The organism is Chitinophaga sp. sic0106 (assembly GCF_019219075.1).
GTDB lineage: Bacteria > Bacteroidota > Bacteroidia > Chitinophagales > Chitinophagaceae > Chitinophaga.
Window position 1 is genome coordinate 183,118 of sequence record NZ_JAHUWJ010000005.1, and the last position, 22,322, is coordinate 205,439.

A 22,322-nucleotide genomic window follows, 5' to 3' on the forward strand; every position below is an offset into this window, starting at 1 on the left:
ATCCGTTTTTATATTCCCGGTGCATAGGGGAATCGAAGGCTTTTATAATATTCCAGTGAAGTGGAAGGCTGTTCGTAACCGGCGGGGATGGGCAGATGGCTAACCGTTTGAAAGTATAGCAGGCATGCGTTGCGCCACCAGACAGATTCCTTGTGTTGTATGTTGAGCAGCATGGCTACTTCGTGAAAGCGCTGCTGGTCCACATAGGGCTGTAGTTTATTCCAGGTTTGCTGCATGGCTGCGGTGCGTGCAGCGCCGGTGTAGTACTGGTAGCAGAGCTCATTCCAGAGGCTTCGGCCGCTGCGCATTTTGTAGTCCCAGGGTACATGATGAAACCATAGGAGATAGGCGTCCGGGCAGGTGGACAGGTTTTCCCATTGCTGCCTTGCCTTTGGCTGGTATTGTGCCAGCGCGTTGCTGCCGGTGGTGGTGCGGTTGAACCCTATGCCGATGGAATCAGCTTTATGGTAGTATACGGGATTCCATTCCGGGCGGTGCTGATCATTTACCCAGGGAGCGGGGCCGTAGTGGTGGCCTGTACCCATGATATGATGGAGGCCGAGTGGGTTGGTAAATTGTACGTATACGTCGCGGCTCGCGAGCATCATGGCTTGGGCGGTATCAACAAAATGTTGGTTGTTGGTGAATGTCATGCGCAGCCATTCATTGGCGATGCCGGCACTGCTCAGGGAATGATCCCAGGCGAGGCGGCCGAGGGCGTACCAGTTGGCTTGTGCAAACGGGTGGCCGCACCAGTTAATATCGTTGCCGATATTGGCTACGCCGGCGATGCCGGTAAGTGTATCCTTGCTGGTGCTGCCATCTATCACCTGTGCTACCGTATAGTCGTTACCGGTATTACTCTCCAAAACTTCCTTAAATAACGGCGCCAGGTATACGAGGTTGGTAGCCTGGCCCAGGTATTCCTGTGTTACCTGGAATTCCATCATCAGCGGGGTGTTGGGCATGGCGCCAAACAGTGGGTGGAAGGGCTCACGCGGCATGAAGTCGATAGGGCCGTTTTTCACCTGTAGCATTACATTTTTCCTGAACTGGCCGTCGAGCGGCGTGAATTCATCAAATGCCTGCGTGTGGCGGTCGAGCGGATTTGTATGGCTGTATACAAATGCGCGCCATATGACGATTCCTTTAAACGGCGCCACGGCATCGGCGAGCATATTGGCGCCGTCGGCATGGGTACGGTGGTAATCCTGCGGACCGGGTTGCCCTTCGCTGTTGGCTTTCACGAGGAAGCCACCGAAGTCGGGGATATATTGATAGATCTCTTTTGCTTTTTGTTGCCACCATTGTTTTACGGCGGGGTCCAGCGGGTCGGCGGTTTTAAGGCCGCCGATTTCCATGGGCGCGCTGAAGCGTGCCGTGAGGAATACGCGGATACCGTAGGGGCGGAAAGCATTTGCCAGTGCCTTTGCTTTTTCAAGATAGGGTTTGGTGAGCATGGTGGCGTTGGCGTTTACGTTGGTAAGCACGGTGCCATTGATACCTATGCTGGCATTTGCCCTGGCGTAGTCGATATACCGTGGGTCGATATAGTCGGGCAGGGTATGCCAGTTCCAGATGGAGAAACCGGCGTAACCACGTTCTACCGTTCTGTTGAGGTTATCCCAGTGGTTGAGCATGCGCAGGCGGAGTCGCGGTGCGGAAACGATATTAAGTTTGGTGATGGATTGTTGCGTTTGTAATAAACGCAGCAGGTGGAAGGTGCCATATAGCACGCCTATATCTGTGTTGGCGGAGATGATGGTGCAGGGCTTATTGTTGATGAGGGAGGTAGTGATAACAAACCCTTCGTTGCCGGCATTTTTTAGTTGCTCGTTGATGGCGGTGTTGCGGAGTAGCGGCTCGTTTTGTGGTGTGCCGGCGATGAGCGTGCCTGCCTGCGGTGAAGTGTGCAGCGGTATGCTGTGGTCTAACAAACCATGCAGTCCTGTTTGCAATTCCTTTCGCACGATGTCCATGGTGGGGGAGTTGCCGCTTATGAGGAGGCCGGTGAGTTGCTGGCGGTAGACTTGCAGCAGTGTTTTATCTTCTACCTTATTGTATCTGAGCCAGAGTTCATAGCCATTTTCGGAAGAGGCTAAAAGTGCTTGCAAGAGGAGAAGGAGTAATAACGGGAATCTTTTCATAATCGTCTGTTTTTCTGGCAACGAGTCGTGATGATTTTAAACTCGCAAAAGCGCCTTTGGCGCCAGGAGCGATCTTTTTTGCACGCAAAGCAGCCAGGCAGGTAAGCAGCAAAGACTTGTGTTTTGTTGCAAACTTTGCGGGAAACAGGACCGTATAGCTGCTTTGCGTGAAAAAAGACGGGCGGCGCTGCTGTTCATAACGTGGTATTTGTACTAAAATAAGATATTTTTACGCAATCGGTTGCGTTTATTTTACAAAAAATTTTACCCTGCGGTATCCTTTTTCAGCGAAGAGGCGCGGATGACGAGGTCGGCCCGGAGGGTAATGGCATTGGTGGCATGCAGGTTATTGCTGCCTTTGAGGTGGTTGATCAGGTAAGTGGCTGCGGTATTACCGATGGCTTCACCGGAGTAGTTCATGGTGGTGAGGTTCGGTTCAATCACTTTACTGATAGGATCGTTGTTGAAGCCGGCGAAGGCGATATCTTCCGGGATGCGCAGGCCTGCGGCTTTGAGGGCCAGCATGCAGTATACGGCTGCGGTATCGTTGGCGGAGAAAACGGCGTCCGGGCGTTCGGCTGGTGGCAGCTCCAGGATGTAACTGGCGGCGTCGGTGCCTGCCTGTTCCGAGAGGTTGCTGACCAGGTGCAGTGCAGCAGAGAAGGGCAGGTGGTGCTCTTTCAATGCTTTTTTATAGCCTTTAAAACGATCATTATATACGTTACGCAACAGGTTGCCGCCCAGGTGCATGATGCGTTTGCAGCCCTGGGAGATCAGGTGCGTGGTAATATGGTAAGCGGCGTCGTAGTTGTCGATCCCCACGCAGGTGCTGTCAGCGTGACTATGCACACGGTCAAAGAATACTACCGGAATCTGCTTTTTGAAAAACGGCTCCAGGTGATTGATATCTGTGGCGTTGGCAGAGAGGGAGATGAGCAGGCCATCCACCCTTTTATTGTACATGGTGAGTACGTTGCGTTTTTCCTTATCTACATCTTCGAGTGATTGTGCAATGATCAGGTTATAGCCGTGGAGGTTGGCGGCATTTTCCATGCCAGCCAGTACAGACGACATGAAGTGACTGTTGAGTCGCGGCACCAGTACACCCAACGTATGTGTTTGCCGGCTGCGTAAGCTGCTGGCGAAGGTATTAGACTGATAGCCCAGCATGGTGGCGGCATCCGTGATTTTTTTCCGGGTCTGCTTGCTGATCATGGGATTGTTTTTTAACCCCCTGCTCACCGTGGCCGCGGAAATGTTCAGGTATTTCGCAATGTCGTATATCGTTACTTCCCGGTCTTCCGCCATAATATTTCAGCTTAGAGATCAAAGAAAATTAAATTTTTTTGAATAAAAAAATGCAATCGGTTACGTAAATCTAAAAATTTCTTATATTCGTTGGGAAGAGTAAAGAAATTGTTCCACGCTGATAGCTCAATAACTAATAAAACCAAATAACTTTTAGCCGGGAAGCGAAGACCCGATTGGTGATTAAACTTTTGTCAACCAGAAAAATACCAGAAAATCACTGCCAGGAATTATCATCCGCTCATTACCGTTTACCATTTATATAATTGTCAAAAGGACATTAATGTTTACTGGTAAAATGTAATGAACAAGCGGGTAAATTTTTTACAGGAACTGCATGCCTCGGCGCAGCGGTACTGGTAGCGCTATGCATTTCACGTTCATAGGCAAGCCGGTTATGTTTTTGCAGGTACTGCATGGCATCGCACGGTGGTAATGGTATCGCAATGCATTTCACGTTCATGGGTATGCCGGTTGTGTTTTTGCAGGTACTGCATGCCATCGCACGGTGGAGGAAGGTTTTGCCTTGTACGTAGCAACTTGTGTTGCATCTACGTTCATTCACTGTAAAAGCAATGTTGCCAAAGGAGATGTCACCATTGTGCGTTCGTTCCAACAATGGCAATTGTACAGGTAGTGAATTCACTCACCTGCGTTCGTATAAAACCGGCGTACTGACACAGCTATGTTCAATCCAAATTTTTAACTCATACAGCATTTCACGTTCAATAGCTAATAACTCCACACTCTATCATTTATATAATTGTCAAAACGACATGTAACGTTATGAAACAAACTACAAACACACACGGCATCCAGGGGCGTACCTCCCTCCATTGCCGTATGCTGACTATTCTCCTCCTAATGGCCTTCATATGGGCCAGCCCCCTCCAGGTGGCCGCACAGGACAAAAACGTTCGCGGCACCGTTACCGCCGAAAACGGCGAACCTGTACCCGGCGCCGCCATAGTCATCAAAGGCACCCAACGCGGAGAAATCACCAACGCCAAAGGGGCCTACACCATCCGCGGCACCAAAGGCCAGGTACTCATTATCACCAGCCTGGGATTCATTACCCAGGAGGTAACAGTAACGGATAACCCGGAAATCAATATTACCCTGCTGCCCTCCGCCAAAGACATAGGCGAAGTAGTGGTAGTAGGTTATGGCACACAACGAAAAGCAGACCTCACCGGCGCCGTAGCCAGCGTAAACCTGGAAACACTCCGCGAAGCTCCCAACACCAACATCGCGCAGTTCCTCCAGGGAACAGTGCCCGGCCTCAACGTGGGCGTAGCCACCGCCTCCGGCGGTACCCCACCGATCTCCATCCGTGGCCGCGTTACCCTCAACGGTAACCAGAGCGTACTCATCATACTCGATGGGGTGCAGTATACACAGTCACTCGCCTCCATCAACCCGGATGATATCGCCTCCATCGATGTACTCAAAGATGCCAGCTCCACCGCCGTATACGGCGCCCAGGCATCCAACGGTGTCATCCTCATCACCTCCCGCAAAGGAAAGGTGAGCCAGAAACCACGTATCGCTTTCTCTACTGCCTATACGTCGCAGTACCCAACAGTCGGCAACCTGAAACCTTACGACCGCGCAGGTTACCTCGACTACCTCACAGCAGCTTTTTACGATAAAGCCTTTACCGGACCAGATTATACCACCCCCAACCCGGCATTTAAAATTGAAAGCGTAGCTGATGCCAGCATACTAACGCCAACGGGTACACTAAAACCTAACGACTACGACTGGTTCAGCTCCGGCACCAACACCGGTACCATTGCGGAAACCAATCTCAGCATCTCCGGTGGCAGCGAACGTATTACCTACCTGCTGTCCGGTGGACTCGTAGATCAGAAAGGCTTTATCATGAATGATAAGTTCAAACGTAAGTCGCTCCGCGCCAACATCGAAACGCAACCGCTGAAATGGTGGAGGGTAGGACTGCTTTCCTCCGCAGCCTTTGTAAACCAGGACGGTGCAGAACCATCGTTTAGTAGTCTGCTCCGCATGACGCCACTGATTGTACCGTACGACACCAACGGCACCCTGATACCTTTCCCCATGAATACGCTGGAACCCAATCCATTCACCACCTATGCGGTAGATGACCTCGAACGTAATAACTACTACTTCGCCAACATCTACTCGGATATGGACCTGCCATTCCTGAAAGGACTCAACTACCGCATGAACTTCGGTAGCAACTACCGCACCTCCAATCATTCCTATTCCAGCATATACGACGCAGGTCAAACCGGCAGGGCCTACAAAGACCTGCAGGAATACTACGACTATACGTTCGATAACATCCTTACCTATAAAAAGAAATTTGGCCAGCACGACCTGATGGCCACCTTGCTCTATGGCTCCGTAGGCCGTAAGTTTAACAGCACCACGGCCACCGCTACCGGCTTTCCACGCCTTACGCTCAGCTACAATAACCTGTCGCAGGGCGCTACCCAGTTCGCAGCCTCTGATGCCTGGGAGGAAACGCTCAATTACCAGATGGCACGTATCAACTACAAATTCCGTGATAAGTACCTGCTCTCTGCCATCCTGCGCCGCGACGGCTTCTCCGGATTTGCCGCCAATCATAAGTACGGCACCTTCCCCGTGCTGGCACTCGGCTGGATCATGTCGGAAGAACCTTTTATGAAAGCGATCACCTCCATCGATTACCTGAAACTTCGTGCAGGCTATGGCGTTACCGGTAACCAAACCTCCCGTTACAGCTCTATTGCCCGTGTAACCACCGGCGCAGCCTACGTGTATGGCGATGGTGGCAGCACCGTATTTGGCCAGCAGGTAGCCTCACTGGGCAATGATAATCTCAAGTGGGAACGTACCAAAGGACTGAACGGAGGTATCGATTTCTCTATACTTAAAAATAAGGTCAGCGGTTCCCTGGACTTCTACCGGAATAACACCTACGACCTGCTCTACAGCGTAGCCATTCCTGCCACCACCGGCTTTACCAACATCACTTCCAACCTCGGACAAATCCGCAACAGCGGCTTTGAGGCTGCTGTAAACTGGCAGGTGATCAACAAGGCAGATTTTACCTGGAACGCGAACCTGAACTTCTCCCTGAATAAAAACAAAATTATTTCACTCACCGGCCAGGATGCCAATGGCGATGGTAAAGAAGATGACCTGATTTCAAGTGGACTGTTCATCGGTAAATCCATCAGCTCCATCTATGACTATCAAACCAACGGTATCTATCAGTTGAGTGATACCCGCCTGGCAGGCTTCCCCGTAGGCACTGTGCGGGTGGTAGATCAGAATAATGATAAAGATGTTACACCTGATGCGGACCGTATTTTCCTTGGTCGCCAGGAGCCGCTGTACCGCGTGAGCTTGTCGCAGTCCTTCTCCTACAAAGCTTTTACGTTCAGCTTCTTCCTGAACTCCGTGCAGGGTGGCAAGGATGGCTACCTGGGAAATAATAACCCACTGTTTTTCCGGGAAGACAACAGCATTCGCGTCAATAACCTCCAAGGCATTGATTTCTGGTCGCCCAGCAATCCGAACGGTAAATACCCGCGCAATATTTCCGGCTCTCACGCCAAAGTGGAGCCTAACATGTGGCAAAACAGGAGCTTTGTGCGCTTGCAGGATATATCGCTCTCGTACGATTTCTCCAATAATTTCCTGAAGCGACTAAAAGCACAAACCATCAGCTTATACGTAAGTGGCAAGAACCTCTATACCTGGACCAAATGGGAAGGCTGGGACCCTGAAGCCAATCAGGCCGATGGTACACCAATGGGACTCACCACCAACGGCAGACCCGTACTCAGAGCCTTCACCGCAGGACTGAGAATCATTTACTAATTCCACTACAAACAACTTTTATGAAAACATTGAATCGGATTATATTATGCGCTATGCTGTGTGCACCGGTGGTGTCCTGCAAACGCGATTTCCTAAATGAGAAGGCATTATCGTTTCTCAGCACCAGCAACGCTTTTAAAAATGCAGAGGATTTCAACGCCTCTGTCAACAACTTATACGCGCTGGTGAGAACGGAATTTTATACCTCCAGCGACTGGCAACCGATGCACTACCTGTATCGTACGGATCTGGCCATTGAAGTAGCAGTGGGCAGTAACCCCAACCTGGCGGCTGATTTTGGCCCCAGCGGCGGTTTACCCAACAATCACTGGAACCAGATTTATAAGATCATAGCGGAGGCCAATACGGTGATCAGCCGTATCCCGGCATCCAGTATGTCCGCCAGCGATAAAACGATGTTTGAAGCCAAAGCCCGCTTTTTCAGAGCGTTTGGTTACAGAACGCTGGCCTACCTGTTTGGTGGTGTACCGCTGGAGCTCAACGAAGTAGTAACAGAGAAAATAAATTATACCCGCGCCACCAAAGAAGAAGTGCTGGCGCAGGTGATCACCGACCTGAAATTTGCAGCTGAAAAACTCCCTGGTATCACCGCGGTAAAGGATGGTGAAATTTCTAATTTGGTGGCGCAGCATCTGCTTTCAGAAGTTTACCTGGCTGCCGGGCAGTTTCAAAATGCGGTAACGGCAGCCTCCGTGGTAATCGATGATCCGGCCACTGACCTGATGAAAACCCGCTTTGGTTCCCGCTCAACCGTTACTCCCGGAGATGTATACTGGGACTTGTTTCAGGCAAAAAACCAAAACCGTAAATCAGCAGGCAACACCGAGGGCTTGTGGGTGATACAATTGGAAACAGATGTACTCGGGGGTTCGGCCGTATCCACCGGCATGGCAGGTAACTATCAGCTGGAGCGGGTACATGTGCCACTGTACCGCGACATGAAAGTGAACGGTATCGGGCTGTTTCAATGGCCGGTAGGGGATTATACCGGCGGCAGAGGCGTAGGGTTTATGCAGCCTTCCAGGCATTATGAAGATGATATCTGGCAAAGTGATTTTGCTAATGACATCCGCAATGCCAACAATAATTTTGTGCGGGAAGTGGTGGCTACCAACCCACTGAGTCCTTTCTTTGGCCAGGTGATTTCAACCCGTAACCCGCCAGCAGGCGCTGGTATTACGTTTCCGTCGAGGGTGTTTTATCCGTATCAGTCCAAAGCTACCACGCCATTTAATCACCCTACCGCACTCTATGCCAATCCCGGATCTACTGATCCTATCAAAAAATATGAGCTGAAAACTTCAGCAGGGGGTACTTATGCGGATCAGTATATGTTCCGGCTGGCAGAAACCTACCTGTTAAGAGCAGAAGGCTACCTGGGGCTGGGCAATACCGGCGCAGCTGCCCAGGATATCAATGTGGTAAGGGGGCGCTCCAATGCCAGTGCAGCACAGGCCGGACAAGTAAATATTGATTATATCCTGGATGAAAGGTTGAGAGAGTTTGGGGTAGAAGAAAAAAGAATGCTCACACTCATGCGCCTGGGATTATTGTACGACCGTGTAACGCGTTACAATCCTTTTTATGCAGGCAACATGCAAACGCGTTTTAACCGCTGGGCTATTCCGCAAGGTGAGATAGAACGTAACAGGGGCGCAGTATTGGAGCAGAATGAGGGGTATAAATAATCAATTATGAGGAAGATATCAGTTCAACTCCTGTTGCTGTGTGCAGTAATAGGCATACAGGTGCAGGCACAACAATCAAGAATAAGACAACGGATAAGCATCAACGAAAACTGGAAATTTTTCAAATACACCGGTAAGCCTGACCAGCTGATATACGACGTAAGGCCGGATGTGGCCGACCGCAACGACGATGTGGTGGCGGATAGCAGACCTACCGCATCCATAGCAGTCAATGCACAGGCGCCGGTATTGAAAAACTGGATACTTCCTTCTGCCAATGAGTTTATTGCAGATCCTGATAAACATCATCATCGCCCGGCAGGTAACCCGGGCGCTGATTTTCCATTTGTGCAATCATCGTTTGATGATGGCAAATGGGAAACCGTGCAGCTGCCGCATGACTGGGCCATCAACGGTCCGTTTTATACTGAAGCGGATGCAATAGTGGGCGGCGGTATGGGGCGGCTTCCGGTGCAGGGCGTAGGCTGGTACCGAAGGAAGCTGGACATTCCGCGCGCTGATAAAGGGCGGCAGGTTTACCTGGATATAGATGGGGCCATGTCCTATGCCATCGTATGGCTTAATGGTCATTTGGTAGGCGGCTGGCCTTATGGCTATAATTCCTTCCGGCTGGACCTTACGCCGTATATGCGTCCGGGTGAGGATAATCAGCTGGCCATACGGATTGATAACCCTGCGAATTCCGCGCGCTGGTATCCCGGAGCAGGCTTATATCGTGATGTGTGGCTTACAAAAGTAAACCCGGTGCATGTGGCACAATGGGGCACGGGAGTGACTACACGAAATGTGAGTGCAACCGCCGCCACGGTGGATATAGCGGTGACTTTAAAAAATGCCGCTGCTGCGGATGTTTCTACAAAAATTATTACAGAGATATTTGATCCCGCCGGCAAAAAAGTAGCCACGTTACCCGCCGTGGAAGCGGTGGTGCGTAAGGACGAAAACCGGAAAATCCGCTCGTTCGCTACCTTAGCTAATCCCCTGCGCTGGGGGCCGCTGCCCGCGCAGCACCCACATCTCTATACTGCCAAAACCAAAGTATACGCAGGCAATATATTAGCAGACGAATATGTAACCACCTTTGGTATTCGCACCTTGCAGTTTGATCCCGTGAAAGGCTTGCTGGTAAATGATATGCCAGTACGCATGCACGGTGTAAACCAGCACCACGACCTGGGAGCATTAGGCGCCGCCTTTAACATACGGGCAGCGGAACGGCAGCTGGAAATACTGCGCGAGCTGGGTTGTAATGTCATCCGGCTGGCACACAATCCACCAGCGCCAGGGCTGCTTGACCTGACAGATAAAATGGGCTTTCTGGTGATCGATGAAATTTTTGATTCCTGGGAAACAAAGAAAACGCCGCTGGATTTTCATCTCATCTTTCCGGACTGGCATGAGCCTGATACCAGGGCATTTATCAGGAGAGATAGAAATCATCCGTCGGTAATAGCGTGGAGTTTTGGGAACGAAGTAGGAGAGCAGTATACAGCTGAAAAAGGTGCTGCTGTAGCGGCTGAATTATATAAAATAGTAAAGGAGGAAGACAGCACCCGTCCGGCTACGGCCTCAATGAACTACGCCAAACCGGATATGCCTTTTCCTACGGTCATAGATATACTGAGTTTGAATTACCAGGGCGAAGGTATCCGTGATGCCCCGGCCTACAAGGGTTTGATAGGAATTCGTACTACGCCCTTGTATCCTGCTTTTCAGCAAGCATTTCCGGATAAAATGATTTTAAGCAGTGAAACGGCCTCAACGCTCAGTACCAGGGGTACCTATTTGTTTCCGGTTACTACTGAGGCCAGTGCACCTGTAAATGAAGGGGCCGGGGGAGATGGCAATCATAAAATAGTCAGTTCCTACGAGTTGTATACCGCCGCATTTGGCGCTTCTCCGGACAAGGTGTTTGCCTCGCAGGATAAGCATCCTTATGTGGCCGGGGAATTTGTATGGTCCGGTTTCGATTACCTGGGAGAACCAACGCCATACTATACCGCACGTAGTTCTTATTCAGGTATTATAGACCTGGCTGGACTGCCCAAAGACCGGTTTTACCTGTATCAGTCGCGGTGGCGGCCTGATTTACCCATGGCGCACTTACTGCCGCATTGGACCTGGCCTGGCAGGGAAGGTTTGGTAACACCCGTGCATGTGTTTACCTCCGGCGATGAAGCGGAATTGTTTGTGAACAACGTATCCATGGGCCGCAGGCATAAACGCCCTTACGAATACCGCCTCCGCTGGGATAGCATCCTGTATCAGCCAGGAGAGCTGCGGGTGATAACGTATAAAAACGGAAAGTACTGGGCTGCTGATACATTGCATACCGCAGGTGCTCCGGTACGCTTACAGCTTTCTGCCGACAGGCATCAAATCTCTCCCGATGGAAAAGATGTATCTTTTATTACCATCACTGTAGTGGATAAAAACGGTGTGCCTGCGCCTACAGCGGCGGATCAGTTAAGTATTGAAGTGAGTGGTGCAGGAGGATTTGTGGCAGCAGATAATGGCGATCCCGCTGACCTGACTGCATTTTCAGCTACTGCCCGCAAATTGTACAGTGGTAAATGTGTGGTGATAGTGCGGTCATTGGAAGGTGTGAAAGGAAACATTACAGTAGTAGTGAAAGCAGCGGATCTGGAAAGTGCACGTTTGGTATTGCATTCAAAATAACAAGTATTAATCCGTCGCCAATACGCCTGGAAAGTGTATTGGCGACGGACATTAACCCTTACGCTTACACGGAAATCTCACTCCTTCAGGACGGTACAGGACAGTAATTTCACCCTGCCTGTCTATATTATACTATCAATCTATGAAATCTATCTTTACTTCCGGCTCCCCAACTACTCAGTCAGCCGGAGGAAGGAGAAATGCATAGTCGGGTTACTGCTGTTATAACACAACGACCGGTAAGTGCAAACCCGCGCACCAGCTATTTTGTAAGTATACTTAAACTGATTTTTTCCTGAACCTATAGGAAGAGGGCAACCCCTATAGCACCATGTTTCACGTTCGATAGGTAATTATTTTGAAAAACTTTATTTCTTGTAAATTCCATGAAACAATTCCACACATTCCGGCGGGGGTACCTGCCATTATTTACACTGATACTATTTATTTTTAGCAAGGTCCCGCTGTTTGCGCAAACGCTGGCATTCCCCGGTGCGGAAGGCTTTGGTAGATTTGCTACCGGCGGCCGCTATGGTTCGGTGTACCATGTAACCAACCTGAATAACAGTGGGGCCGGCTCCCTGCGGGATGCCGTCAGTGCGCCTAACCGCATTGTGGTGTTTGATGTGGCCGGTGTTATCCGGATCTCCTCGCGGATGGTGGTATCACCCAATATCTATATTGCCGGTCAAACTGCACCAGGTGAAGGCATTACCGTGTATGGCAACGGCTGGAGCTTTTCCGGTGCGCATAATACCATTTGTCGCTACCTGCGCATCCGCATGGGTATTGTGGGTGACGATGGTAAAGATGCCAACGGGCTTGCGGATGGTCATGATATTATATTTGACCATTGTTCTGTTAGCTGGGGGAGAGATGAGAACTTCTCTATTAACAGTACCACGGGCAAGAACATAACTATCCAGAACACGATCATCTCGCAGGGATTGCTCACCCACTCGGCGGGGGGGCTGATACAGGCCGACAGTATTACGCTCTATCGTAATCTGTATGCGGACAATGGCACCCGCAACAATAAGATCAAAGGCATTAACCAGTACGTCAACAATATCGTTTACAACTGGAAAGATGGCGCCTATATCATGGGCGGTGAGTCCGAGGGCCATTCCTATGCCAATGCAGTGAACAACTGTTTTATACAGGGGCCAGTGAAAGGCGTAGCGCCATTTAATTTGGGTAACCTGAACTATCATATCTACGCGTCTGGGAATATTTTTGATAGTAGTCGCAACGGCCTGTTTGATCCCTATGTGATTCCGCAGAGCCAGTATGTAGGTCCACCGGATTTCCAGGCGAGCCCATATCCCTATCCCAGCTTGCCTGTGGAGCCGGCAAATGCGCTGGTGAATACGCTGCTGCCAACTGTGGGTGCGAGTTTACCTTATCGCGATTATGCGGACTATTATGTGGTAAATGAAGTGAAATCATTTGGGAAGAAAGGAGAGCTGATTGCCAATGAAAATTCGCTGCCTTTCGGCGCGCCCACGACCTGGGCACTTTGGAGTGGCAATGCCCGCACCGATACAGATAATGACGGTATACCCGATGCATGGGAAATCGCCAACGGTACCAACCCGGGAGTAAACGATGCTATGACGGTTACCACCAACGGCTATACGAATATTGAAAATTATATTAACAGCATTACGGGCAGCAATTCGCAGCCTTACCTGCGTGCGCCCATGAAAATGAAGCAGGACTCGGCCACATCTTCTGCCATTTACCTCTCCTGGCTTGATTATACAGAGCAGGAAACCGGCTACAAAGTAGAAAGGATGGTGAGCGGTACCTGGACGCAAATCGGCACTACGGCTACCAATGAAAATTATTTCGCTGTAAGCGGAATGGAGCCGGAGGAAACCGGGACTTTTCGGGTAAAGGCATTTAATGCCAGCGGGGAGTCGGCCTACTCCAATGAGTTTACCGGCAAAGCCAAGCCGGTGGAAGTGCCGGTGTTAAACCCTGCTACGTTTGCCCCTGCCTTAACCTGGACGGGCGCATTGAGCCAGGACTGGGATCTGGCCACCAAAAACTGGGTGGACAGCACCAACACCGCGGTAGTTTATACCGACAGCAGCGCTATCACCTTTGGTGAAAACAGTTTTACCGGCAGGGATATCCGCCTCACCGCTTCAATGGTAGCAGGTGATATCCTGGTAAATAGTAATTCGGATTATAGCTTCTCCGGACCTGGCATAATCACGGGTGTGAAGTCGGTGAACAAGGCCGGCAGCGGCGTACTTTCCCTGCTCACGAAAAATACCTATACCGGTGCTACCGTAGTGCATAGCGGTACTATTGCACTCAATACACTCGCCAACGGTGGTGTGGCCAGCTCCATTGGTGCTTCTGCCAATTACGGATTTAACTGGGTATGGAAAGGCGGTACCTGGATGTATACCGGCCCAGGTGTAAGTACAGATAGGAACGCAGTATTGGACAACAGCACTGCCTTCAACGTAAGCAACAGCAGCAGCGTGGTTACTTTCACCGGTGTATTGTCCGGCGATGGTGGCCTGATCAAGTCAGGCCCGGGTAAGCTGGTGCTGAAAAGTGCCAACCCATATGCAGGCGAAACCGTGATCAACGGAGGTATCCTGGAAGTAAACCCGGTGAGCAGCGCCACGGTAGAAGGTGATATCATTGACAACAACCGTGGCATCGGTACCTCACAGGTGCTGCGCCTGCACGGTGGTACCTACCGCACAGCCAACGGCAGCAATACCATGTACGAAAGCTATCCCTTACAACTATACGTAGATGACAGCACCATAAATGGTTTTGAGCCTAACCGCCTCGCTAACCTGAACATGACGGTGCATGGCGGTGGTACACTCAATTATACCATTCCTTACCTGAGAGAAATTATTCAGGGCGACTGGAGCGATTTCACGGGCACGTTAGTAGCTAACGGTATCAATACCGATGACACCTACAGTTTGCTGGCGCTGGATAATAATTCCGGCTTCCCTAACAACCGGCTGGTGATTACCGGTAATACAAAGATTGCGGCTTACAGTAATGAAAATGTGTTTTCGATTGGCGGACTGTCCGGTAATGCGGGTACTTATTTGTCGTGCGGTGGTACCAAGACCCCCAGCTTTGGTAACGGCATCACCACCTATGTAGTAGGTGGCGCCGGTACGGATGAAACTTTTAATGGGGTGATCAACAACCACCTTTACGGGTATGCGTCAGAAGGCAGTGGTACCACTACCATTGTTAAAACCGGTACGGGAATATGGAGGTTGACAGGAAACAATACTTATGTAGGTACTACCACGGTGGAAGCTGGTAAGCTGGTGGTGAATGGTAACAACAGCGGTACCGGACCTGTAACCGTGAATGAAGGCGGTGTGCTGGCCGGTAAAGGTTCCATTGCTGCCGGCGTGGCCGTGGCCGGAACATTGGAGCCTGGCGACAGCTCCATCGGCACACTCACGCTGAAGGATAACCTGAATTTGCAAAACAGTGCCATCACTGCATTTGATATCAATAAGACCACCAATACCTGGGATGTGGTGGCTGTAGCTAAAGAGGTGGTATATGGAGGTACATTGAAAATCAATTTTACAGGCACCCCTGCTTCTGGCGATAAATATAAAATCTTTAATGTTGCCGGTGCAGTGCAAGGTACCATTACGCAGTTTGAACCGGCTACGCCAGGTGCAGGACTGCTGTGGGTATTTAAGCCAGCTACGGGTGAGCTGGCGGTGCAAAACCTCAATTTCGTAGAAGCACCTACAGCGCTCACTTTGAACGCACCTGTTGCGGGCCCTGGTCAGGCTAATACAGTATCCTGCACGTGGACGGACAATTCTGATAACGAAGATTACTTTGTGCTGGAAAGAAGCAGCGACAACGTCACCTTTACGGATATCGCACATCCGGCGGCCAACAGCACCGTGTATGAAGATGGCGGCTTGCAGGCCGGGGTAAAATATTACTACCGCATTAAGGCGCATAGTCCGCTAAGTGAGTCGGTGTACAGCACAGTGGCCGCTGTTACCACGCCTGCTTTAGGTACGCTGCCTGCGGTGACTAACACGCCGTCACCAGTGAATAATGCTGGTAATGTGTTTGTAAATAACGCGGCTTTCAGCTTTACCTGGAAAGGGAATTATGCAGATAGCTATGAGGTATACCTGGGTACAGATACCGCCAGCATGGCAAAAGTAGGAGAGATGGCTGCCGGAACAGCGGTTTATTATCCTTCCGACCTGCAACCTAACACTACCTACTATTGGCGTATAGATGCCAAAAACGGCAATGGTACTACCACAGGAACACTGTGGAATTTCACATCGGCCAATATACCGCTTACAGTGGCCGGTGATTACCGGTCAACTGCCAGCGGTAACTGGGGCACCTCCAGCGTAACCACTGCTATCTGGGAAAAATATGATGGCAGCAACTGGAGCCCTGCTACGGCGCCGCCGTCTGGTGCAACGCCAACAGTGACTATCAGAACAGGACATACGGTGGCATTAAACGCCACCACCGGCGTCAATAACCTCGTGGTAGAAAGTGGCGGTACCCTGATTTCCGGTACCAGCGATGGTGGCAGCGGTACGCCTGCCAACAGGAATCTGCGGGTGATCAGCAGTGTCAACAACTTCGGCACTGTGGGCTCCAGCAGCACCACCACCAACCGCGTGAATTTTGAAGGTTACAAGGCTAGCGGTAAGATTTACATTACCGGTACCAGCACTTATTATCTCAATACTTTTACCGTGAATGCTACGGCTAAAACCATGGAAATAGTGATCGACGCTAACCTGAATCTCTCCAGTTATATGCGTCCGAATTATTCAACTTCCACTACATTGCCATGGACCACCGATTCACAAAATGATGATGACATTACCATCACCATTAATGAAGGAAAAACGGTAACCATCGGTTCTTCCGGTTACCTGGTGGCTTCCAGTTCACCTACTACCAACACGATTGGTGAGTTCGGCAATTATACCTTTAATATCAATGGTACGCTGGATATGCGTGCTACCGGTACTTCCTGTGTAGTGGGCCATGCTACTTTACCGGGTACTATTACCATTAATACCAATGGCAGATGGCTGATGGGTAATGCCATCCGGTTTATTACATCAGCTACTACTGCGCCTGTGGGCAAGGTAGCGCTGAATATTGGCGCAAATGGTGTAGTGGATGCCGGAGCAAGAACCATCGGTTCCAGTAATACGGCTACCAATACCGTGGTGACCAACAACAACTTTGGACAGGTGGTATTTTTCAACCAGGCACCGGGAGGGCAGCTGAAAACCAAAGTGGGCACCAGTGCCATGACTTATTACATTGGTTCCGACAGTGTATACAGTCCGGTGAAATTAACCAATAGCGGTACAGCAGATATTATTGCGGTAGGGGTGAAATCAGGCGTTACATTGCCAGTAACCGATACAACCAGGATAGTGAACAGGGAATATACGATTACCCCGGCAACAGCAGGTGTGGCTAACCTGGCGATCAGCCTGGGCTGGATGCCTGCGAGTCAGGGTAGTAACCTTACTACTATTTCGTTGGTACAAGGCCGTTATGCCGATAACAGCTGGACGGAAACTGCCGCCACTGTTTCTGGTGCAGGTACTGCCACCAACCCTTACTATGCTAACGCCAGCGGGCATACGCAGTTTGGTACGTTTGTAGCGGGAGCGAGTGGCGCCGTGAAAGACCTTGAGGCGCCTGTAGCCCGTGCGAAGGATGTGGCGGTGACCTTAGGGCTGGATGGCACTGCTGCCATTACTGCGGAGGAGGTAAACGATGGTTCCACCGATAATATGGGTGCGGTAACGCTGAGCGTGCAACCTGCTCAGTTTACCAGTACAGATTCCGTAACACTTACGGTAACGGATGCTACCGGCAATACGGCTACGGCCAAGGCGCTGGTGACTGTAAACAAACGTACTGCGGTAATTACGTATGTAGGTGACCGTAGTAAACAATATTCCGATAAACAAACACTCACGGCCACGCTGAAAGATGAGGAAACAGGTACACTGCTGGCTGGTAAGCCGGTTCGTTTTGAACTGGGTGAGCAGTCTGCAACTGCTGTAACCGCGGTGGATGGCACGGCCAATGCAACAATGACGGTTACTCAAGCGCCGGCGTACTATTCGCTCGCTTCCTTGTTTGAAGGGGATACCTTGTACCAGGCAGCTGCGGATACAACACCGTTTACCGTACTGCCGGAGGATGCGCGGGTGAGTTACACCGGTGTTAACTATGCGGCCGCTGGTTCAACGGGCACTGCTACGGTGGTATTAACCGCTACGGTGCAGGAGCTGGCTGATTCATCTGCCGGTGATATTAGTCGCGCTACGGTGACGTTCATTGATCGTATAGCCAATGCCGTTATTGCAACAGTTCCGGTAGCAGTAAATGCCGCTGGAGTAGGTACGGCTACTTACAATTGGAATGTAACGCTGGGCAGCAGTAATGCGAAGGACTATACCATTGGCGTAATGGCCACGGGCAGTTACCAGCGTAATGCTTCAACGGAAAATACCATTGTAACCGTGGCAAAATCGCTCAGCGAGTTTGTGAGCGGCGGTGGGTATTTGCAGTTGAGTCGCTCCGGTGGCGTTAAATCCGGTGACCTTAACAGTAAAAATAACTTTGGTTTCCACGTGAAGTACAACAGGACGTCGCGTAGTTTGGAAGGAAGCTACAGTACGCTGGTGCGCAGAACGGAGGCAGATGGCTTACATGTGTACCGCGTGAGTGGCAATGTACCTTATTTGTTTACGGCTATTCCGGCTATCGGATTGTTGCCGGCGAAAGGCGTGTTTAAAGGGAAGGCTGTCATTGTGGATATTACTGATCCGCTGGCACCTGTAACCGTGGATGAATCGGCCACCATGTTGGTAGATATGAGCGACCGTAGTGAGTCTGGCGCCGGTGATGCCATTGGTATCACCATCAGGGACAGGCGTGGTAGTTTGTGGTTTGCCAGCAACTGGCTTTCCATCCTCAATGCGGAGCAGGCGTTGGCGGGTGGTAATGTAAAAGTCAACAGTGGGTTCTCCCTGCTGCAAACTATCATCTCCTCCCTCTTGAATACAGTAGATGAAGATGATATTGCGAAGGCAGGCGGGAAACAGGGCGTAACGCTGAATGTAGCGCTGGCACCTAATCCCGCTACTACTTATACCAACGTGATCGTACAGGCCTCGCCTGACAAAGGCAAGGTGTACATTAAAGTGTTTGATGTATATGGTAAGCTCGTGGAATCCAGGGAGATTGTACCAACTGGTACTGCCATACAGATCGGTAGTGATTACCGTGCTGGTATTTACATGGTGGTGGTAAACCAGGGTAAGGTGCAGCAGACTGTGAAATTGGTAAAGCAATAGTTGTTTTTAGTTAGAGAGATAGCAGCCACCTCAGATTGAGGTGGCTGCTTTTTTATGTACAGTCCTATCCTGCTGCGTTTACATCTCCCTAAAAACAAAATAAACAGGTAGCTGCTTTACCTATATAGGTAGCTGTTAGCTGGTATACTCTATGATACTGGTATAGTTAGTATATCAAATCCGCCTTAGCTTTGTATCAGCAAATTAAATCATGCATATATGAGCATTCAATCAACAGATCAATTGCGAATTAAAGACGAGATACGGGAACTGATGGCCCGCTATGTCCGGTATGCGGATGAAAAGGAATGGAAGCTGCTGGCAGGTCTGTTTACGGAAGATGGCGTGTTTACGCCGCTAACTGTAGCAGGGGCGCCGCTTGCGGTAATGCAGGGGCAGCAGCAGATTGCCGCGACCATCGGCGGTAGTGTAGGCACGGCCACGGCCATACATCACCTGTTCTCTTATGAAATAGAGGTGCTGAATGAGGATAGTGCCAAAGGAATTTTTTCCATGGAAGATTACCTGATACGACCGGAAGGAGCAGTCATACCTCCGGCCACGCAGGAGATTCCGGCATTCCGCACCCTGCATGGCTATGGGCATTACCACGGCAACTACCGCTATCGGGATGGCCGCTGGCAGATAGAAAAACTGGTACAGACAAGGATAAAATTAGATTTCAACATTTAAAACCAAAGACACATGAGCACAGCATTAGTTCCATTTAAGGTAGCCGTATCCAACGAGGTACTGGCTGATCTGGAGCATCGCCTTCGCAATACCCGCTGGGCACCGGATCTCAACAACGAGGATGCTTATTACGGCATTCCTACTAATTATCTGAAAGGGATTGTTGACCATTGGCTACATAAATTTGACTGGAAACAGGCCGAAACAAAACTGAACGCATACCAGCAGTATAAGGTGGAGATTGACGGGCAGCCTGTACACTTCATTTATGAAAAAGGAAAGGGCCCCAATCCAACACCCATCATTATTTCACATGGATGGCCCTGGACTTACTGGCACTGGAGTAAAATCATTCCTGCTTTAACTGATCCTGCGGCACATGGCGGTGATCCGGATCAATCGTTTGACGTGATTATTCCATCCTTGCCGGGCTTTGGATTTTCCACACCGCTGAAAAACGGGGAAATGAATTTCTGGAAGATGGCGGAAATCTGGCATAAGTTGATGACGGAGGTACTTGGATATGAAAAATACGCCGCCTCTGGCTCTGATTATGGGATGCTGGTATCTGCGCAGCTGGGCCATAAGTATGCCGATAAACTGATAGGTATTCACCTGGGACAGGAAATGCCGCTGACAATATTCCAGAGTGAGCGCCCATGGGACCTTACAGAAGGACACCTGGTGCCGGCAAGTGCATCCCCTGCATTGCGGGAAGGCATCATTCATTTTCAGCGTACCTATGCCTCTCACGTGGCAGTGCATATGCTGGACGCGCAAACCATTACCCATGGCCTCAACGATTCACCGGTGGGCATGCTGGCCTGGATACTGCAGCGCTGGAAAAAATGGAGTGATCAGTCGCAGGACTTCGCTTCCGTTTTCACCTACGATGATATCATCACCTTTGCGATGATCTATTGGGTAAACGAAGCGATAGGCAGCTCTATCCGGGCTTACTCCAATGCCAACCGTTATCCCTGGAAGCCTTCGCACGACAGGCAACCTGCTGTGGAAGCACCCACCGGCTTTACCTTCCTGGCCGGAGATGCGTATCCGCCACTGGCAACTGCTGAAAACAGGGTGGGAATATTCACCAATGGTCCACTTGCCAGCCAGTTTAACACCGTATATGCGAAAGCGTATGAAAAGGGTGGTCACTTTGGTGCCTGGGAAAACCCGGAAGCATATATTGAAGGGATCCGGGATACTTTTAAGCTGATACAGCAGCGTTAATTGACCGCAGGATAAGTTGCAGAAGCGCGCGATGTGGAATCATTACATTGCGCGCTTCTTGTTTGAAAAAAGGTTATATATTCAGGGATTCCACGATACCTGAAATGAAAGCCCGGAATAACTAATTTATTTCAACGGTATCACCATATTCCAGGTTCTGTCCACTTCATACGGCCTGGGGCCTGAACCTGTGGCTGCAAACAGATGGGTAGGCTTGCCATTTTCGAACAGCAGAAATGGCCGTTCAAAATTGGCCTGATGTGTAACTGTGCCATCGTTCCATTTTACTGTCCTGGAGTAGGCCTTTACGTGTTTGGAGAGTTTCCAGTCCACCCCGTTTTTGGAGGTGGCGTGTATGCCGCCGCCTTCTTCGCCACAGATTTTCCCGAACCGGTCTTTCATGATGAGTTCGTAGTGATCTTTGTGCCACCATACGAATGGATCTTCCACATCGCTTTCATTTTCTTTGGTGCTGTGGAAGTCGAATATGGGTGAGTCTGAGAGTCGCTCGTACGGCCCTTCATAACCATTTTTAGACAGTGCAGCTCCCAGCATCAGCGGAGGCTGCGGTCCTTTGGCGGAGGATTTATACATCAGGTAGATGTCGCCATCCGGGCGTACTACCGGCGATGGATTAGAAATAATAGAGGCATCCCATTTGCCCGGGCGCGGATTCATCAGCGGGTGATCCAGTCGCTTCCATGGTCCCTTTACGGAGTCGGCTACTGCCAGCGTTGCTCTTTTATGCATCCAGGCTTTTTGTGCGAGGCCATTTGCCCAGATGTTATCCGCGTTATCCTGGAAGGGAAAGTCGTACGTAACGCCTACGTAATAGAGCAGGTATTGCCCTTTGTATTTTGTAATGCGCGGATTAAACGTACACATGCCATCAAACCATTCTTTACCTCTTGGTCCCAGCACTACTTCCACGAAGGTGTAGGGGCCTTCCGGCGTATCTGACACCGCCCTTACGATTTCGGAATTGGTCACCCATTTCCCGAAGCCAACCGCTTTGGGCCAGCGGGACGCAAACATGTGGTATTTGCCATCTTCACCTTTTACTACAGAAGGGTCCCATATCCAATAATCTTCCATCTCAAAGCCACCGCCTTTAATGGCGGGTTGCAGTTTGTCGGCAAAGGAGTGTCCTTGTGCCGGGAAATCGAAGGACCCCAGCATGGTGGGTAGTATCAGTCCGCCGGACAGTTGCTTTACAAAATCTCTTCTGTGCATCGTAATGTTTATGGGGGCTAAAGTACTATCCTGCTGTGCAGTTTACT

The 22,322-nt window shown here is 50.3% G+C and carries 9 protein-coding genes; 6 read left to right on the plus strand and 3 right to left on the minus strand.

Translation table 11 applies throughout. The annotated features are described in order from the left end of the window. Positions 1-8: 8 nt before the first annotated feature. Both KW844_RS09740 and KW844_RS09745 read right to left on the minus strand, forming a co-directional pair. A complete protein-coding gene (locus tag KW844_RS09740) occupies positions 9-2,147 on the minus strand; it encodes an alpha-glucuronidase family glycosyl hydrolase (protein WP_218376532.1) in 2,139 nt (712 codons plus the stop codon). Positions 2,148-2,411: 264 nt separating this feature from the next. Beyond that, the gene (locus KW844_RS09745; protein ID WP_218376533.1) at positions 2,412-3,455 is read right to left on the minus strand and encodes a LacI family DNA-binding transcriptional regulator; all 1,044 of its coding nucleotides are present in this window, start codon (positions 3,453-3,455) and stop codon (positions 2,412-2,414) included. A 786-nt stretch (positions 3,456-4,241) separates the two neighbouring features. Here KW844_RS09745 and KW844_RS09750 point away from each other — a divergent pair. The 6 genes from KW844_RS09750 to KW844_RS09775 all read left to right on the plus strand — a co-directional run bounded on the left by KW844_RS09750 (position 4,242) and on the right by KW844_RS09775 (position 21,042). Beyond that, positions 4,242-7,310 (plus strand): TonB-dependent receptor, encoded by a 3,069-nt coding sequence (locus tag KW844_RS09750; protein ID WP_218376534.1) that lies wholly within the window; start codon positions 4,242-4,244, stop codon positions 7,308-7,310. A 20-nt stretch (positions 7,311-7,330) separates the two neighbouring features. Continuing rightward, positions 7,331-9,019 (plus strand): RagB/SusD family nutrient uptake outer membrane protein, encoded by a 1,689-nt coding sequence (locus KW844_RS09755; protein WP_218376535.1) that lies wholly within the window; start codon positions 7,331-7,333, stop codon positions 9,017-9,019. 6 nt (positions 9,020-9,025) lie between these two features. Next, positions 9,026-11,719: a beta-galactosidase GalB gene (gene galB, locus KW844_RS09760; RefSeq protein WP_218376536.1), complete on the plus strand. Its 2,694-nt coding sequence runs from the start codon at positions 9,026-9,028 to the stop codon at positions 11,717-11,719. A 386-nt stretch (positions 11,720-12,105) separates the two neighbouring features. Continuing rightward, positions 12,106-19,113, plus strand: a complete 7,008-nt coding sequence (locus tag KW844_RS09765; RefSeq protein WP_218376537.1) for an autotransporter-associated beta strand repeat-containing protein — start codon at positions 12,106-12,108, stop codon at positions 19,111-19,113. A gap of 219 nt (positions 19,114-19,332) precedes the next feature. Continuing rightward, positions 19,333-19,806, plus strand: a complete 474-nt coding sequence (locus KW844_RS09770; RefSeq protein WP_218376538.1) for a nuclear transport factor 2 family protein — start codon at positions 19,333-19,335, stop codon at positions 19,804-19,806. Between the two features lie 12 nt (positions 19,807-19,818). Next, positions 19,819-21,042, plus strand: coding sequence for an epoxide hydrolase family protein (locus KW844_RS09775; protein ID WP_218376539.1), 1,224 nt, complete (start codon positions 19,819-19,821; stop codon positions 21,040-21,042). 126 nt (positions 21,043-21,168) lie between these two features. On the opposite strand, the gene KW844_RS09780 is transcribed toward KW844_RS09775, so the two are convergent. Further along, positions 21,169-22,275: a glycoside hydrolase family protein gene (locus tag KW844_RS09780; RefSeq protein WP_218376540.1), complete on the minus strand. Its 1,107-nt coding sequence runs from the start codon at positions 22,273-22,275 to the stop codon at positions 21,169-21,171. Positions 22,276-22,322 lie beyond the last annotated feature (47 nt).

Bases quoted from the DNA above. Each gene is read 5' to 3' on its own strand.
- KW844_RS09740 (WP_218376532.1), bottom strand. From the start codon at position 2,147: ATGAAAAGATTCCCGTTATTACTCCTTCTCCTCTTGCAAGCACTTTTA.
- KW844_RS09745 (WP_218376533.1), bottom strand. From the start codon at position 3,455: ATGGCGGAAGACCGGGAAGTAACGATATACGACATTGCGAAATACCTG.
- KW844_RS09750 (WP_218376534.1), top strand. From the start codon at position 4,242: ATGAAACAAACTACAAACACACACGGCATCCAGGGGCGTACCTCCCTC.
- KW844_RS09755 (WP_218376535.1), top strand. From the start codon at position 7,331: ATGAAAACATTGAATCGGATTATATTATGCGCTATGCTGTGTGCACCG.
- galB (WP_218376536.1), top strand. From the start codon at position 9,026: ATGAGGAAGATATCAGTTCAACTCCTGTTGCTGTGTGCAGTAATAGGC.
- KW844_RS09765 (WP_218376537.1), top strand. From the start codon at position 12,106: ATGAAACAATTCCACACATTCCGGCGGGGGTACCTGCCATTATTTACA.
- KW844_RS09770 (WP_218376538.1), top strand. From the start codon at position 19,333: ATGAGCATTCAATCAACAGATCAATTGCGAATTAAAGACGAGATACGG.
- KW844_RS09775 (WP_218376539.1), top strand. From the start codon at position 19,819: ATGAGCACAGCATTAGTTCCATTTAAGGTAGCCGTATCCAACGAGGTA.
- KW844_RS09780 (WP_218376540.1), bottom strand. From the start codon at position 22,275: ATGCACAGAAGAGATTTTGTAAAGCAACTGTCCGGCGGACTGATACTA.